The 16,015-nt window shown below is 58.7% G+C and carries 18 protein-coding genes and 1 tRNA gene; 11 read left to right on the plus strand and 8 right to left on the minus strand.

What is annotated here, in order from left to right:
* Positions 1-402 precede the first annotated feature (402 nt).
* Together yghU and B3P22_RS07695 are read left to right on the plus strand one after the other, a co-directional pair.
* Complete coding sequence (gene yghU, locus B3P22_RS07690) at positions 403-1,242, plus strand: glutathione-dependent disulfide-bond oxidoreductase (protein ID WP_296270572.1); 840 nt, start codon at positions 403-405, stop codon at positions 1,240-1,242.
* 492 nt (positions 1,243-1,734) lie between these two features.
* Positions 1,735-2,595 carry a hypothetical protein gene (locus B3P22_RS07695; protein WP_296270573.1) on the plus strand — a complete coding sequence of 287 codons (861 nt, stop codon included), beginning with the start codon at positions 1,735-1,737 and terminating at the stop codon, positions 2,593-2,595.
* 71 nt (positions 2,596-2,666) lie between these two features.
* On the opposite strand, the gene B3P22_RS07700 is transcribed toward B3P22_RS07695, so the two are convergent.
* Positions 2,667-3,215, minus strand: a complete 549-nt coding sequence (locus tag B3P22_RS07700; protein ID WP_296270574.1) for a hypothetical protein — start codon at positions 3,213-3,215, stop codon at positions 2,667-2,669.
* Between the two features lie 456 nt (positions 3,216-3,671).
* Here B3P22_RS07700 and B3P22_RS07705 point away from each other — a divergent pair, with 456 nt between their 5' ends.
* The 6 genes from B3P22_RS07705 to B3P22_RS07730 all read left to right on the plus strand — a co-directional run bounded on the left by B3P22_RS07705 (position 3,672) and on the right by B3P22_RS07730 (position 7,570).
* On the plus strand, positions 3,672-3,890 hold the full coding sequence (locus B3P22_RS07705) for a hypothetical protein (protein WP_074937196.1): 219 nt from the start codon (positions 3,672-3,674) through the stop codon (positions 3,888-3,890).
* Positions 3,887-4,102, plus strand: a complete 216-nt coding sequence (locus B3P22_RS07710; protein ID WP_220803498.1) for a hypothetical protein — start codon at positions 3,887-3,889, stop codon at positions 4,100-4,102. The genes B3P22_RS07705 and B3P22_RS07710 overlap by 4 nt, the downstream gene beginning before the upstream one ends.
* Complete coding sequence (locus tag B3P22_RS07715) at positions 4,095-4,436, plus strand: hypothetical protein (RefSeq protein WP_296270575.1); 342 nt, start codon at positions 4,095-4,097, stop codon at positions 4,434-4,436. Before B3P22_RS07710 ends, B3P22_RS07715 begins: the two co-directional genes overlap by 8 nt.
* Positions 4,429-4,827, plus strand: a complete 399-nt coding sequence (locus B3P22_RS07720; protein WP_296270576.1) for a hypothetical protein — start codon at positions 4,429-4,431, stop codon at positions 4,825-4,827. Before B3P22_RS07715 ends, B3P22_RS07720 begins: the two co-directional genes overlap by 8 nt.
* Positions 4,828-5,279: 452 nt before the next feature.
* Positions 5,280-6,557: a hypothetical protein gene (locus tag B3P22_RS07725; RefSeq protein WP_296270577.1), complete on the plus strand. Its 1,278-nt coding sequence runs from the start codon at positions 5,280-5,282 to the stop codon at positions 6,555-6,557.
* Complete coding sequence (locus B3P22_RS07730) at positions 6,557-7,570, plus strand: phage integrase (RefSeq protein ID WP_296270578.1); 1,014 nt, start codon at positions 6,557-6,559, stop codon at positions 7,568-7,570. The genes B3P22_RS07725 and B3P22_RS07730 overlap by 1 nt, the downstream gene beginning before the upstream one ends.
* On the opposite strand, the gene B3P22_RS07735 is transcribed toward B3P22_RS07730, so the two are convergent.
* The 5 genes from B3P22_RS07735 to dapA all read right to left on the minus strand — a co-directional run bounded on the left by B3P22_RS07735 (position 7,515) and on the right by dapA (position 11,330).
* Positions 7,515-7,895: an HNH endonuclease gene (locus B3P22_RS07735; RefSeq protein WP_349681626.1), complete on the minus strand. Its 381-nt coding sequence runs from the start codon at positions 7,893-7,895 to the stop codon at positions 7,515-7,517. The two genes, B3P22_RS07730 and B3P22_RS07735, sit on opposite strands and share 56 nt — an antisense overlap.
* Before the next feature lie 243 nt (positions 7,896-8,138).
* Positions 8,139-8,228, minus strand: a tRNA-Ser gene (locus tag B3P22_RS07740).
* A 126-nt stretch (positions 8,229-8,354) separates the two neighbouring features.
* On the minus strand, positions 8,355-9,224 hold the full coding sequence (locus B3P22_RS07745; protein WP_275546224.1) for a phosphoribosylaminoimidazolesuccinocarboxamide synthase: 870 nt from the start codon (positions 9,222-9,224) through the stop codon (positions 8,355-8,357).
* A gap of 89 nt (positions 9,225-9,313) precedes the next feature.
* A complete protein-coding gene (gene bamC, locus B3P22_RS07750) occupies positions 9,314-10,435 on the minus strand; it encodes an outer membrane protein assembly factor BamC (protein ID WP_296270579.1) in 1,122 nt (373 codons plus the stop codon).
* A 16-nt stretch (positions 10,436-10,451) separates the two neighbouring features.
* Entirely contained in the window at positions 10,452-11,330 is an 879-nt protein-coding gene (gene dapA / locus B3P22_RS07755; RefSeq protein WP_296270580.1) for a 4-hydroxy-tetrahydrodipicolinate synthase, read from the minus strand.
* Positions 11,331-11,530: 200 nt separating this feature from the next.
* Between dapA and B3P22_RS07760 the strand changes: the two genes are divergently transcribed.
* Together B3P22_RS07760 and B3P22_RS07765 are read left to right on the plus strand one after the other, a co-directional pair.
* Positions 11,531-12,088 (plus strand): glycine cleavage system protein R, encoded by a 558-nt coding sequence (locus B3P22_RS07760; RefSeq protein ID WP_296270581.1) that lies wholly within the window; start codon positions 11,531-11,533, stop codon positions 12,086-12,088.
* 171 nt (positions 12,089-12,259) lie between these two features.
* Positions 12,260-12,733, plus strand: coding sequence for a peroxiredoxin (locus B3P22_RS07765; protein ID WP_296270582.1), 474 nt, complete (start codon positions 12,260-12,262; stop codon positions 12,731-12,733).
* Between the two features lie 62 nt (positions 12,734-12,795).
* Here the strand turns inward: B3P22_RS07765 and B3P22_RS07770 are convergent, their stop codons facing one another.
* A complete protein-coding gene (locus tag B3P22_RS07770; RefSeq protein ID WP_296270583.1) occupies positions 12,796-13,860 on the minus strand; it encodes an AI-2E family transporter in 1,065 nt (354 codons plus the stop codon).
* 63 nt (positions 13,861-13,923) lie between these two features.
* Entirely contained in the window at positions 13,924-14,163 is a 240-nt protein-coding gene (locus B3P22_RS07775; protein WP_296270584.1) for a sulfurtransferase TusA family protein, read from the minus strand.
* Between the two features lie 108 nt (positions 14,164-14,271).
* Here B3P22_RS07775 and B3P22_RS07780 point away from each other — a divergent pair, with 108 nt between their 5' ends.
* Positions 14,272-15,705, plus strand: a complete 1,434-nt coding sequence (locus B3P22_RS07780; RefSeq protein WP_296270585.1) for a M48 family metalloprotease — start codon at positions 14,272-14,274, stop codon at positions 15,703-15,705.
* The last annotated feature ends 310 nt before the right edge of the window (positions 15,706-16,015 follow it).

The raw sequence follows: 16,015 nt of genomic DNA on the forward strand, positions 1-16,015 counted from the left end.
CATCGGCCAGCGCAAGCAATAAACACCGAGCTAACGAAGTGTGTGGGGTCGGCGTCCTGCCTGTAGGCCACTTCGTTAGCCCGGTGACCAGAGAGTAGTCCAGACGGTGGCATTGTGCCAATGTCTTTGGGGCGAAGCCTGTCGAGAGAAGCTTGAAACTGCTCTGCGCAACACAAAACTCCTGCAGCAGCTGCGCATACAGGTATCCGAAGCCGATCAGGTCGAACGCGCGGCCGTTTTCCTGCCTAGCAGCGATTGCCAACGCCTGCTGATATCTATGCCGACCAGCGCTATCACCCAGGCCGATAATTCAAATGCACCGACAGCATTCAAATGTCGGGCGCAATCCAGATAGTCTTGGCTGCGACAGCACCCTTCACACGTCGACAAAGCGAGGCAGCGATGACCCAATCCACCTACGTACCGCCGAAGGTCTGGCAACATCTGGAAGCGTCCGGCGGCCAGTTCTCCAAGATCAACCGCCCTGTCGCAGGCGCCACCCACGAGAAGGAATTGCCGGTCGGCAAGCACCCGCTGCAGCTCTACTCCCTGGCCACCCCCAACGGCGTGAAGGTGACCATACTGCTGGAAGAGCTGCTCGCGCTGGGACACAGCGGCGCCGAATACGATGCCTGGCTTATCCGCATTGGCGAGGGCGACCAGTTCTCCAGCGGCTTCGTCGGGGTCAATCCGAACTCGAAGATCCCCGCCCTGCTCGACCGCAGCACGGCTACCCCCATCCGCGTGTTCGAATCCGGCTCGATCCTGCTCTACCTAGCGGAGAAATTCGGCGCCTTCCTGCCAAAGGATCCGGCAGGCCGCACCGAAACCCTCAACTGGCTGTTCTGGCAAATGGGCTCGGCGCCCTACCTGGGCGGCGGCTTCGGGCACTTTTACGTCTATGCCCCGGAGAAGTTCGAATACGCCATCAACCGCTTCACCATGGAAGCCAAGCGCCAGCTCGACGTGCTTAACCAGCGCCTCGCCAATAACCGCTACCTGGCCGGTGACACCTACACCATCGCCGATATCGCCGTATGGCCCTGGTACGGTGAAGTGGTCAGGAACAACGTCTACTCGGCAGCGGAGTTCCTCGCCGTTCATGAATACCCGCACGTACTGCGCTGGGCCGAAGAGATCGCCAAACGCGAAGCCGTACAACGCGGCCGCCGCGTCAATCGCACATGGGGCGACCAATCAGAGCAAGTGCCCGAACGGCATCAACCTGCTGATTTGGATTAAGACCTGATACGGGAAAGCACCGGAACAAAAGCTGCTGATTCCCAGACACGAAAAAGCCCCGAACCTTATTACGATTCGGGGCTTTTGATGTGGCGGGAAAGATGGGGATTTGAACCCGTTTTGGCGTGTGCCCGTTGCTGCCCATCGTTGCCCAAAGCCAGCAAAATCGGGGCTTTCGCCAGATGCCATCTGCCCATTGCAGCACTCTGCCGCCCATTGATTTCGACACTTTTTCGACACGTTTTCCTCGCCTACCTTGCACCTTCCCTGTGCCTTTGTGTATACCTATCCAGTAGTAATGAAATCGTGGAATGTTGAGGTCAAGCGAATACGTCTTTATCTGTGCTGCGTTTTCCAAGCCATTGAAAGACAGCTCTTTTTTCTGATTTTGGCGCTGCCTTTTCCCGGAGTTATACCGCTTTCCTAGCTAATGTATTAGTACGTAATACTATCTAATCACTGTTAGGCTTACATTGATGAGGCTTAGAGTTAATGGATGATAAAAAATATGATCCTCAAAAATACCCTTATCATTGTTTTGATAAATTAAGTAAAGCAGAAAAATTTACCATTCGGATGATCTACTTTAGGAAGTGGCGAAAGCTGGTAAATTCGAAGTCGTTAGATAGAAATCAAAAGAATTACTTTAGTTATTACTTTAAAGAAATTCATGCTCTTCATTATCTTCGAGTAATTCAGGGTTCGCGATATAAAAAAACATCGCAAATTGTTTATAACTTTCTCTTTTCAAAAGTAAACGAAAACTTACGAGCTATTTTGCTGGGCTTGAAACCATATAACTTAACTGTTTTTATTCAGGCTGTTAGATCACAGGTTGAGTTAAATGCCTTGCTTAATAAATTTCTTTTAGATAAGGCATACGCAAAGGAACACTTAACCCTCAATGAAGATAGATCAAAGGCAAAGGATTTAAAAACAGTTATCAACATAAACACTTTAGTGAGCAAGTTAGATGAATCTTATATTCCGTATAAGGCAGTATATGATGAGTTAAGCTTGCTTTTACATCCTAACCCAGCGGGCATTAAATTTTATGCGCAAGCGAGCAAAGGTGAGACAACGGATGAAGGAGAGTGTTTGTTTTCTCCTAAAATAAATTATTATTTTGACGAAACAATCACAGCAACAAAAGAATATGATGAATGGTTTAAAGATAAGCTTTGGCTATTTTTAACTTGTGTTGAGCATTTTTTGATCATGATATCTAAACTTGATATTGATTTTTTCATTGATGAAAAAGAGGAAATAGAGTTTACAGCTGTCGAGCTGCTGGATGTTCTAAGTAAGTTAAATGAAAAACAATTTAACGATTTCATTAAACGTGATAGGTAAGCCTAGCAAGTGGTTCAAACCGCTCACTTCGTTCACTGGGACGGGGCTAAAGCCCGCCCCTTAACCAAACGTTAGTCCCTGTAATTAAGCCCAATATGTGACTTACAGTTACGTCGCTCAATGCTCCCTTCTTTCAGAGGCCAGCACGTTTGATCCTTGGTTTCCTTGATAACCGTTACACGTACCTTTCCAGCCTGTTTTTCCGGTTCTGCGGGCTGATAAGTATCGTGAAGGCTGAGCACGTTGTCAGCCCCTCTCGGGGTGTAGTTCTGATCGTTGAATACGGTTTGTTTGACTGCTGGGTTATCTGAGCCAGTGGGCTGCTCAGTTTGCTGCTGAGACATTGCGTCTCGCCTTGCCTGTTCTTCTACGATCCTGTCCCAGTCGCTCCTGGGCGTTGGCTCTGATCGGGTGATTTCTGCAACCGGCTTGGGCTTCGGCTGCTGACTGTTCGCAGCCAGGTTCTTCACGGTGTTCTTCATGAACGCCTGGCCGCCCAGTGTTAGGGCGCCAAGGGTGATGACCATGCCTATCACCCCAGCTACTATTGCGGCCATGTTGACGCTTTTGCGCGGTTTGCTGGTCAGCCATTCCGGTGCGTCTTCTCTGTCAGCCTTCATCCTTGAATCTCCCTTCCTTACGGGCATACCAGCGCCTAGCTACTTCCTGGGTGATCGCTATCCCGCGTCTTGATCGGTCAAGTTTCGGTTGGCCTCGTCGTAATCCGGGCTTCTGTGTCCGCCCTCGGGCTCAACCCTGCCGCTCACAAGCCAAAGCGCGTACTCAGGAAAGGCCTCTGCAAGGATGCCGATTTCCTCCGTACCGATACGAATTTTCTCGCTGCTGATGTTCCGCCAGCGGTCGTAATTCTTCCCGCCCTTTTCGCTTAGGCGTTTCGGCCCTACGGCCCTAATCAATTGAAGCGCTCTATCTCGAACAGAGTCCATATAGACACAAATCATTATGCGTAACCTTTACGCAGACGCGATGCCGTGTAAATATTACGCAGGAGTAAATTTTACGCAAAGCTTAGCTTTGCCAACAAAGACCAACATAGTGCAACAAAGGCCACTCCGATGGAAGGAATCCCCCTGACGCTGAAAGACCTTGTGAACCCGCCGCCGATGATGCCGTGGCGCGAGTTCGCAAACTGGATTCGCATGAGTGAAGACCACGACACCGTTCGCGGCTGGATGCGCAACGGCTACATCCCGCACCGCAAGGTCGGGCGCCACGTGATGGTTAACGTCGCGCTGCTCACTCAAAAGTTGTTGGAACAGGAGTGGGACGAATGACCGCCACGAACGAAAGCCTCGACCTGTGCAGCGTGAAGACCTTCGCCGAGCTAAGCGGCGTGACGGTCGAAGAGGTCATCAACTGGGTAGACAGCCAGACCATCCCCAGCATGAAGCTGGCCGACTTCCGCATGGTCAACCTCGCCCGCCTCCGGGCCGATCTGGAGAAGGGCAAAACCGTATTCAGCGCAGGGGACTACGCCCATGTCTAAGCCCGCGCTGGTGTTCGATCCCATCACCGCTATCGGCTTCATCGGCCAGACCGTGCTTATGGAACTGCGCTGGGACGACGACAACGAAATGCTTTGGCGCTGCTACCACATCGTAGGCGTGGTGCTTCCGGTGCCGGGTGTATTCGAACAAGGCTACTTCCTGATCATGCCGTTCGATGGCGGCGAAGACCTACCGCTAGAGGTCTACTTCGACAGCATCAACACCATCCAGAGCATTCGCGACCGTCATGCAGTCGGCAAGGTGCTGGACCGCCTGCCGCTGCCGCAATTGCTCCAGGGCCAAACCAAGGAAGGAGAACGCCACCATGCGTAAGCCACGTATCCAGCTCGATTCTGCCACCGCTCTTAGCTATGTCGGCCAGACCGTACTGGTCGAAACCGCCTGGGATGCTGAGCCGGAATCCTTCTGGCAATGCATCCAGATTGTGGGCGTGCTGATCCCGACGCCGGATATGCAGGGCGCCCCGTGCTTCCTGGGTGTCGAACTCAGCTCCAGCACGCGCAACCCAAACGAGTTCTACTTCGACGATATCTGCTCTATCAGGGCGATGCGGCACCGCGACCGGCATGGTTCCGGCAACGTACTGGACCGCATGACCCTGACCCATTCCCCCGATGGTTCCGGGTCAGGGGCCGCGCTCCCGGCTCGTCGGAACAGCTTCACCGTTCCGGCGAACGGAAGCACGGGCGAAGCGCACCCTTGACCCTCCACCATGACTATCAGCCTGACCACGGGAGTGTGGGGTAGCTTCACCACCCCGCGCTCCCGAGCCCTCGGCGGCAAGAGTGGGATGACAAGGGCAAAGCCCTTGGTGTTGATCTTCAACGCCCGCCAGCGCCGCACCAGCTCCACGCCCGATCCTGGGCGTTCCCGCCTGCACCTCCTACCGCCTACGCCCGACACCTTGCCGGGTTTTCTCGCGTTGATCCTGTTCCTGATTCTCTCCGCCTGGGGCAACGGGTGGGTGGCCATGATGAGCCCGGGAAGTCCTTCGCCCTATGCCTGGACAGTGACAGAAGAAGGATGCGGGCCGGCGGTGGGGTTGCGTGCGAGGCACGAGCGCGGGTGCGCGCCGCCGGCCCGCTGACGTCCCTGTAGCACGTCAGATAAACCGATTTCGAAATGGCAAGTAATGGCCAGTAAGGAAACCAAAGCATGAAGATCAAAGATTTTGCCCGTCTCGACCTCAACGGTGAGCACAACAGCCTTGGACGAATCTTCGTTGATCCTGGTACTGCTGAAATCGTCGATCTGTCGAAAGCCAAAATCCTGGCCTGCAGCGTCGATACCGTCCGCCAGTTGTATCGCGGCCTGATCCGCCCGGAAATCATGTGCCTGTTCGAGAAGCCAGGGACCATCGTCGACTTCGCTGGCCAGCGTTGGCACTCCGGGCGTGTCAGCAAGGATTCCGGGTACCAGTACAAGCTGCAGAACGCTGACCTGGGCATCATCCTGCTGGTGAAGAACTTCAACGCCAAAATCGAGAACATCGGCCCTCACCTGAAAATCGAAGTGTCACCCCATGCCATCGACCAGTTCTGCCCCGAGCGCCTGCAAGAGCGCCTGGACTACTACGCCGACCACGTGCTGACCAACATCGAGCGCAACCAATGCGCTGTCCACCTCGCGCTAGACCTCCAAGGCTGGCAACCGCCCGCCGATCTGGTCGCCCGCATGCACTGCCGCGCACGCGCCGCCCGTGATATCTCCGGCATCAAGGAAATCCAGTGGACCCTGGAGTCTGCCACCTACGGCAAAGGTCAGTCCTACCTGTTCGGCTCGGCTGGTGGCGTCCAGCTCGGGATCTACAACAAGACCGAACAGGCCCGTTCCATCGACAAGCTCGACTACTGGGAAAACGTCTGGAGACGCCGCGACAGCTTCGACGAAGCCGACCCTGATAACTACAACCCCGAGCAAGACGTGTGGCGCGTAGAGCTGCGTTACCACCACTCGGTGATCCAGCAATTCGCCTCCGGCTCGTTCGACCTGCACACCGGCGAGACCATCGAAACCAACAGCTATGCCGCCTTTGCTCCGCACCTAGATGGCCTGTGGCGCTATGGCCTGCGCCAATTCAAGCTACTGGCTCGCCCTGGCTACTTTGAGCCCATTTGGACCCTGATCCGTGATGACGTGCGCGTAGATCTGCCAGTCGATTCCCTGGTGGATGAAACCGAGTACAAGCGCCAATACAAGACCTCGCGGGGCTTCTCCGGTAAGAACGTCGAGCTATTCCTGGGAAACTTCGTCAGCCTGCTGGCACGGGAGCGAGTGGGCGCTAGAAAGGCTTTCTACCGGCTCAAGGATTGGGAGTGCTGGCCGGTGATCCGCGACCACTATGCCGCCAAGGGCATGGATGAAGACGGGCTGTATAAGCACATCAAAGGCATCCTTGAGGAACGGCATGTACGCTGGGGGCGTGCTGTCTGATGGCAATAGAGCAACTGCCTGATGGGCGCTGGAAAGTCGACGTTGAACCCATCAAGGGCAAGCGCTTTCGCAAGACCTTCAAAACCAAGAGCGAAGCTCAACGCTTCGAAGCGACCTGCCGCGCCAAAGTTATCACTGCACCTGATTGGGCACCCAAGCCAAAGGACCGCCGTAGGCTCTCCCAGTTAATCGACCGCTGGGCAGCACTGCATGCACACACCTTGAGCGATGGTCAGGCAAGGCGTCGTCTTCTGGATGCGCTGGCCAAAGAGCTCGGCGACCCGGTAGCCATCAAGATGACTGGCAACGAGTACGCCGAACATCGAACCCAGGCGATCAAGGCCGGCATCAACCCCAAGACCTTGAACAACCGCCTTGGCTACCTGCGTTCGGTGTTCAATGTGCTGTACCAGCTTGGTGAAATCGACTATGCCAATCCGCTTGCTCGCGTCCGACCGCTGCGTCTGCAGGAAAAGGAACTGACCTACCTGACCGATGACCAGATAGAGACGCTGTTCACCACCATTCACCGCTATTGCCGGACACCTCATGTCGCCATGGTCGCCGCTATCTGCTTGGCTACGGGTGCCCGTTGGGGTGAGGCTCAGGCCCTGACTCCTGACAAGGTACGCAACCAGCTGGTTACATTCGTGAACACCAAAGGCAAGCGGGTCCGCTCGATTCCCATCGCCCTGGAGCTGCAGCAGCAGATACACCGGCATTTCAAGCTGCACGGCCTGTTCAGCAACTGCCTGAACAGCTTCGACAAGGCCTTGGCTGAGTCTCGCTTGCCCGTCCCTGCTGGCCAGTCCTCACACGTGCTGCGGCACACCTTCGCCAGCCGGTTTGTAATGAACGGCGGGAATATCCTGACGCTACAGAAAATCCTGGGTCATACCACCCTGGCCATGACCATGCGCTATACGCACCTTGCACCTGATCACCTGCAGGACGCTGTTAAGCTCGGCCCTGTATCTGACTATCAGAGCTTCTTCGACACATGGCCGACTTAGGCAATGGATGCCAGCCACCTTTGTGCACGCGGCTTATCACATGCTGCTGATACTGCTCAGGAGCCATAGGCTTTTTCCGCTGGTGCCTTAGCTGGTTGCATCGGATGCACGCTGCCGCAATGTTTTCGCGAACATCCCGCCCACCGTCTTGGCGAGCGTGGAGATGCTCAGCAGTGCACTGAAAATGCCTGGCTTGCTTGGTGGTGATTCCATGCAGCTTTGCGAAGGATTCGGCTGAGTCCAGCCACATATGGAAACTGCAATAACAGCATTTGCCGTTCTGCTGCATGAATGCGGATTTGCGGAGTTTTTGAAGATTCGACATGGCCGACGGCCCTCCAATGATAAAGAAGGAATCCGCTGCCCAATAGCTGGAACTAGACGGTGCCAGCAGGTTTACGCTGTCTGGCTAAGCACTGCGCCTTATGGCGACAGCAAATCGAAAATATCCTTACAAGGATGATTAGTGCAACCCTGCGATTTTTCGACACTTCTTCGACACCTTGCATGCCGCAGATAGCAAAAGCCCCCGAAACTCTAGGAATTTCAGGGGCTTACGCTTGAGATATGGCGGGAAGATAGGGATTTGAACCCTAGGTGCCATTGCTGACACAACGGATTTCGAATCCGTCCCGTTCGACCACTCCGGCATCTTCCCAAGCGGCGCGCATGATAACAGCTGAATGCGCTTTGGCGAAGCTTATTTTTAAAATTTTTCTTGTTCTATCAGGCGCTTGTGAAAAAACCGAGCAGTGCTCGGCCTTTTCAGTAGAGGGCTTCAGCCTCAGGCCGTCAGACGAGTCAGCGCTTCGCGGTACTTGTCAGCGGTTTTCTGCGCCACGTCTGCCGGCACTGCCGGGGCCGGGGCCTGCTTGTTCCAGCCGGTGGATTCCAGCCAGTCGCGCACGAACTGTTTGTCGAAGCTCGGCGGGTTGCTGCCTTCGGCATAGCTGTCAGCCGGCCAGAAGCGGCTGGAATCAGGGGTCAGCACTTCGTCCATAAGGGTCAGGGTGCCGTCTTCGTCCAGGCCGAATTCGAACTTGGTATCGGCGATGATGATGCCGCGGGTAGCGGCGTACTCGACTGCCGTGGTGTACAGCTTGATCGCCGTATCACGCACCTTGGCGGCCAGTTCGGCGCCGATGATGGCTTCGCACTGTTCGAAGCTGATGTTCTCGTCATGGTCGCCCACAGCGGCCTTGGTCGAGGGAGTGAAGATCGGTTGCGGCAGCTTGGCCGCTTCCTTCAGGCCAGCCGGCAGCACGATACCGCAGACGGTGCCGCTCTTCTGGTATTCCTTCCAACCGGAACCGACGATGTAGCCACGCACGATGGCCTCCACGGCGACGGGTTTGAGGCGCTTGGCGACGACCGCGCGGCCTTCGACCAGCGGCAGCTCGGCAGCCGATACGACGTCCTCGACCTTATCGCCAGTGAAGTGGTTGGGCACTACGTCAGCCAGCTTGTCGAACCAGAAGTTGGAAATCGCGGTGAGGATCTTGCCCTTCTCCGGGATCGGCTGTTCGAGGATGACGTCGAATGCCGACAGACGATCGGTGGCCACCATCAGCATGCGCTTGTCGTCGATTTCGTAGAGGTCGCGGACCTTGCCCGAGTAGATCTTCTTCAGGCTCAGGGTGGTGGGTGTGCTCATGTCGGCATTTCCGTTTCTGGCAAACAAAACAGGCGAAACCTTGTAGGGTTTCGCCCATCGATTAACGGCTGGAGGCGCGTTGCACCCGATCAGCCAAGGTTATCCTGAATCAGGCTCAGCACGCGGCGCGATACATCGGCCGGGGCAATAGTGTTGAGGTCTTTTTCCACGGTGACCTGAACGCCATCGCCAACCGGAGTCAAGCGCACCTGATAGCGTTCTGCGCGGGCTTCGATCTCTTCCTTGCTCGGCGCGCTGCCGAACAGGCGACCGAAGAAGCCGGGCTTCTCCTCGTTGACCTGAGCGCCTTCGGCCATGTTGATGTAGTACAGGCCGAGGCTGCGGTTGAGGTCGTCGACGCGTACGTCGCCAAGCTCCAACGAGCGACCGACACCGGACCAGGCGCGGTCGAAATCGGCGCCCAGGTTGAGCACCGGATTGCCGTTGCCGTCTTCGCTCAGACTGACGCGGCTGGGAGCGTCGAAGTCGCGCGCGGCGAGCAGCGAAACGGAACCGCCCTGCTCCACGCCACGGGCCATGCTCACCAGCATTTCGTCGAGCAGTGCAGCTTCGAGGCTGGCATTGCCGCTACGCGATGCGAAATCGACATCGGCCGTGCTGCCGGCAGGACGCTCGGCGCTGGTGACGAAGACTTCGCTGGTATTGCGTTGCACGCCCGGCTCGATGCGCACGCGCACGCGGGTTTCCGCATCCGGCGCAACACCGGAAACGCGGCTGCTCAGGCGGCTGGCCATGCCAGTGGAGAGTTCGTCGAAACGCTGCCAGGAGGTAGTGAACTCACCGACCTGCGGGCGCTCGTTGGCGATGCGGAAGCCGTTGTCTTCGAAGAACTGACGCGCCAGCGGCCAGACTTCGGCCGGCACGCGCTGGGCCACCACCCAACGCGAGTCGCCGCTGCGCTGCAGGCTGAACTCGCGCTCGTCGGCACGTACCTGCAGGCCTTGCGGACGCGGTACGTCGAACTTGCCGGAGGTTTCGGTGCTGCTGGCAACCTGCGCAGGCACTGGCAGCAGCGGATCGAGGCGCTTGGCCTGGACGTCGGCCGGCAATTGCATCGGTGCAGTCTGGCGCGCTTCCAGGTAGTCGCTGCCGCGATCACGGAAGTAGCCATTTTCACCCCAGAGCCAGCCGCAACCGCTGGTGCTGGAGACGATCAGAGCAAGGGCGGAGAATCCGGCCAGTCGCTTCATGCGTAGAATCCTTGAGTTAAGCCAATACACCGCACTGGCGCATGGCCTGGCGCAGCGGTTCGTGACAGCGCGGGCTGAGCCAGGTCAGCGGCAGGCGAATACCGTCGCCCATCAAGCCCATTTCGTGCAGCGCCCATTTCACCGGAATCGGGTTGGATTCGAGGAACAGCGCCTTGTGCAGCGGCATCAGACGGTCGTTGATGGCGCGGGCGATGGCCGCCTCGCCACGCATGGCAGCCGCGCACAGGTCGCTCATGGCGCGCGGCGCAACGTTGGCGGTAACCGAGATGTTGCCCTTGCCGCCCAGCAGCATCAGCTCGACAGCGGTGGCGTCGTCACCGGAGTAGACGAGGAAGTCCTTGCTGACGCGATCCAGCACGTCCTGAGCGCGTTGCAGATCGCCGGTGGCTTCCTTGATGCCGATGATGTTGTCGATCTTCGACAGGCGCTCGACGGTCTCCGGCAGCATGTCGCACACGGTGCGACCCGGCACGTTGTACAGAATCTGCGGGATGGATACGGCTTCGGCGATATGGCGGAAGTGCAGGTACAGGCCTTCCTGAGTCGGCTTGTTGTAGTACGGGGTGACCAGCAGGGCCGCGTCGGCGCCGACTTCCTGGGCGGCACGGGTCAGCTCGACCGACTCGCGAGTGGAGTTGCCGCCGGTACCGGCGATCACCGGGACACGACCGGCGACCTGCTTGACCACCCGCTTGATCACTTCGATGTGCTCAGCCACTTCCAGCGTGGCGGACTCACCAGTGGTGCCGACCGCGACGATGGCATTGGTGCCCTCCTGAAGGTGGAAATCCACCAATTTGCTCAGGGCCTCCCAATCCAGACCACCCTGCGCATCCATGGGCGTGACCAGTGCCACCATACTGCCCGCAATCATGCAACCGCTCCTGCCGGAAAAATTGAGCCGTAATGGTACTGGGGCCACCAGTCCGGCACAAGCAACGGCCCGTTATACCTGCTGGCCGTCGTCCGATGGACATGGCGGTGCCATTCCCCTTGGCGACGCTTTTCGCTAACCTGCTGCCTTTGATCTGCGGCTACTCGTGCGCGGATCGTTCATCGCTTTAGGAAGGCTGCATGTCCCCCCCCCCCGTTCGCGAACAATTCCTCGTCATCAGTGCTCTCGGCCGCGATGCCATGGCCCTGACCAACCTGCTCAGCCGCACCAGCCACGAGAACCGTTGCGCGGTGATCGGCACCCGTCTGAGCCGTCACGGTGAATTCAGCGCCCTGGTGCTGCAGGTGTCGGGCAGTTGGGATGCGCTGGCGCGCCTGGAGTCGAGCCTGCCGCTGCTGGCCAAGAAGCATGACTTCACCGTGGACCTGGTTCGCAGCGCCGCCGCTGAAGTGCGCCCGCAGGCGCTGCCTTATGTGGCCTACGTCAGCGCCGTGTACCGCCCGGACATTCTCAACGAGTTGTGCCAGTTCTTCATCGATCACCGCGTCGAGCTGGAAAGCCTGACCTGCGACACTTATCAGGCGCCACAGACCGGCGGCACCATGCTCAACGCCACGCTGACCGTAACGCTGCCGGCCGGCACGCAGATCAGCTGGCTGCGCGATCAGTTCCTCGACTTCGCCGACGCGCTGAACCTGGATGCACTGATCGAACCCTGGCGCCCGCAGAATCCCTAACGCCCTGCTGCGCGCCGGCCCTGCCGCGTTAGCAACGGGTTCGGCGTGCTGATTAAAACTCGCAGAGTCGAGCGTGACGCCGAGCGACCTTCATCGGCTTCGGGGCCGCCGTCGATATTGCATGGCTCTGGCTCGCGAGATCGCCGTTGACGTATGAATGAAGGAGCTTCCATGTCCGTTGAACTCGACAAACCCGTTGCCGACTTCCAGGCCGAGGCCACCAGCGGCCAGCAGGTCAAGCTGTCCGCCCTCAAGGGCCAACAGGTCGTGCTGTATTTCTACCCGAAGGACGCCACTCCGGGCTGCACCACCGAAGGGATGGACTTCAGTGCCCGCTTCGAGCAGTTCAAGGCAGCCAACACGCTGATCTTCGGCGTGTCGATGGACAGCCTCAAGAAGCACGAGAGCTTCAAGTGCAAGCAGGCCTTCCCCTTCGAGCTGATCAGCGACGAAGAGCATCAGCTGTGCGATCAGTTCGGCGTTTATCAGCTGAAGAAGAACTACGGCAAGGAATACATGGGCATCGTGCGCAGCACCTTCCTCATCGACAAGGACGGCGTGCTGCGTCAGGAGTGGCGCAACCTCAAGGTCGCTGGCCATGTCGACAAGGTGCTGGCAGCGGCCGAGGCTCTGAACAAGGCCTGACCCTCGCCGCTATCGAAAAAAGGCCGCTATTGCGGCCTTCTTTCTATCTGCGTATTCCACCTTTACTCGACAGCCACAAGCTCGGTACGCGGCCAGGCGTTGATCACGGCCTTGAAGAGGGTCGCCAGCGGAATGGCGAAGAATACGCCCCAGAAGCCCCACAGCCCGCCGAACAGCAGCACCGCGCAGATGATCGCCACCGGATGCAGGTTGACGGCCTCGGAGAACAGCAACGGCACCAGTACGTTGCCGTCGAGCGCCTGGATGATGCCGTAGATCACCATCAGGTAGAGAAACTGGTCGCTCCAGCCCCATTGGAACAGGCCGATCAGCGCCACCGGCACCGTCACCACCACCGCGCCGATATAAGGCACCACCACCGACAGCCCGACCAGCAAGGCCAACAGCGCCGCATAGTTGAGCCCCAGGTAGGCGAAAGCGATGTAGGTGACCACGCCGCAAATGATGATCTCGATGAACTTGCCGCGGATGTAGTTGGCGATCTGCTGGTTCATCTCCTGCGCCACCTGGGTGATCAGCGCACGCTCGCGCGGCAGGTAGCCGCGGAACCACTGGCCGATCTGCTCGCGGTCCTTGAGGAAGAAGAACACCAGAATCGGCACCAGCACCAGATAGATCATCACGCTGACCAGCACCGGCAGGCTGGACAGGGAGAACGACAGCGCCCACTGGCCAAATTTGCCGGCTTCACCCCGCGTGCTGTCGATCAGTTGCACAACTTGCGCATCAGTGATCAGGTTCGGGTAACGCTCCGGCAGCAGCAGGAATACCGCCTGCCATTCGGCGGCCATGCGCGGCAGTTCATTGAACAGCGTGCTCAATTGCTGCCACAGCAGCGGCATCAGCACCAGCAAGAACACCGCCAGGCCGCCCATGAACAGGGTGAACACCAGCCAGACCGCCAGCACCTGCGGCACCTTGAGACGTTCCAGACCGTTGACCAGACCCTGCATGAGGAAGGCCAGCACCAGGCCGGTCAGCACTGGCGCGAGCATGCCGCCCAGCGTCAGCACCACCGCAAAGCCCAACACCAGTAGCACCGCCAGCACCACGGCCTGCTCATCGGAGAAGTAGCGGTACAACCAGTCGCGAATAACCTTGACCATCAACAATCCTTAAATCTGCAAAAGAGCGCTCGCTATCTTCTAGCCTGCTGCACCGAGCGCGGTTCAGGCCTTACGCAACCAGTAACGATAAATACCCGCCTCGACCTCTTCATGCAGCAGCGCATGCCCGGCGAGACTGGCGAAGGCGCGAAAATCACGCTGCGAGCCGGCATCAGTGGCGCTGACCTTGAGTACGGCGCCGCTGGTCAGGCGATTGAGCTCGAGCTTGGCTTTGAGCAAAGGCAGCGGGCAGTTCAGCCCGCAGGCATCGAGTTCGGCATCGAAGGCCGGTACGTCTGTCATCATCTACTCCTGATAGGCCGGCTAGGATAACCAAGGCGCCGCAACCCTGGCCAGCGCGGTAGCTGGCCGGCTACAGTAACGACTTTGCTTCTCGAGAACCCTGAGTGCATGACTTTTCTGCGCCCCACCCTGCTGACGCTGGCCTGCCTGTTCGCCGCCCATACGGGCGCCAGTGATCTGCCGTCGCTTGGCGACGCCAGCTCCTCGATCGTCTCGCCGCAGCAAGAACACCAGCTAGGCCGCGCCTGGCTCGGCCTGCTGCGTGGTCAGGTTTCGCAACTGGACGACCCACAACTCAAGGACTTCGTCGAGTCCAGCGTCTATCGCCTGTCGGAAACCAGCCAGTTGCAGGACCGCCGCCTGGAGTTCGTGCTGCTCAACAGCCCCCAGTTGAACGCCTTTGCCGCACCCGGCGGGATAGTCGGGGTCAACGGCGGCCTGTTCCTTTATGCGCAGACCGAAGCCGAGTACGCGTCGGTCATGGCGCACGAACTGGCGCACTTGTCGCAACGCCACTTCGCCCGTGGCGTCGAGGCCCAGCAACGCATGCAGTTACCGCTGATGGCAGCGATGCTCGCAGGCATCGTCGCCGCGGCGACAGGTGCGGGTGACGCCGGTATCGCCACCATCATGTCGACCCAGGCCGCAGCGATTCAGGAGCAACGGCGCTTCTCCCGACAGAACGAGCAGGAGGCCGACCGCATCGGCCTGGTCAACCTGGAAAAAGCCGGTTACGACCCGCGTGCCATGCCGATGATGTTCGAACGGCTGATGCGTCAATACCGCTACGACGCCAAGCCGCCGGAATTTCTGCTGACTCACCCGGTGTCGGAATCGCGTATCGCCGATACCCGCAACCGCGCTGAACAGTACCCGGCCCAGGGGCGTGAAGACAGCCTGCGCTACCAGCTGATGCGCGCCCGCGTACAACTGACCTACGAGGAAACCCCGGGCGTCGCCGCCAAGCGCTTTCGCGCCATGCTCGACGAGAACCCCGGCCTCGATGCCGCTCGCTACGGCCTGGTACTGGCGCAGATGAAAACCGGCCAGCTCGCCGAGGCCGGCGAAACCCTGGCACCGCTGCTGAGCAAGGCCCCGGACGACATCACCTACAACCTGGCGCAGATCGAGCTGGACATGGCGGCCAATCGCCTGGATGCCGCCGAGCGCCGGCAGAAACGCCTGCTCACCCTCTACCCGAGCAACTACCCGCTGCAGCAGACGCAAATCGACCTGCTGCTCAAGCAACGGCGCATCGCCGACGCCGAACGCGCCCTGGACGATCTGCTCAAGAGCCGCACCAAGGATCCGGACATCTGGTATCAGGTCGCCGAGGTACGCGGCCTGAGCGGCAACACCATCGGCCTGCACCAGGCACGCGCGGAGTTCTTCGCCCTGGTCGGCGATTACAACCAGGCCATCGAGCAACTGGACTTCGCCAAGCGCCGCGCCAGCAACAACTTCCAGCTGGCCTCGCGCATTGATGCGCGGCAACGCGAACTCGCCGAGGAGAAACGCCTGGTCGAGCAGATGCTGCGTTGAGCTTGGGTGCGTAGCCCGGATGAAATCCGGGGGCGTTCCTGAGCCTGACCCCGGATTGATCCGGCTACAAAACTGTGGGAGCGGCCTTGGCCGCGATGTTTCTTCTGCACCCCGTTCGCGGACAAGTCCGCTCCCACAGAGCCCGTCCTCGCAACCTGCTCCACAAGACTGCAGCTACAAACCCGCCCTCACATTCAGCGCACGACAGGCTCATCCCCAAATTGAAAGAAGCGGATAGCACGGATGCAATCCGGGGCAACGGTCGGAAATCCCCGGATTGATCCGGCTACGAAACTGTGGGAGCGGCCTC

Source organism: Pseudomonas sp. UBA6323 (genome assembly GCF_002439135.1).
Classification (GTDB): domain Bacteria; phylum Pseudomonadota; class Gammaproteobacteria; order Pseudomonadales; family Pseudomonadaceae; genus Aquipseudomonas.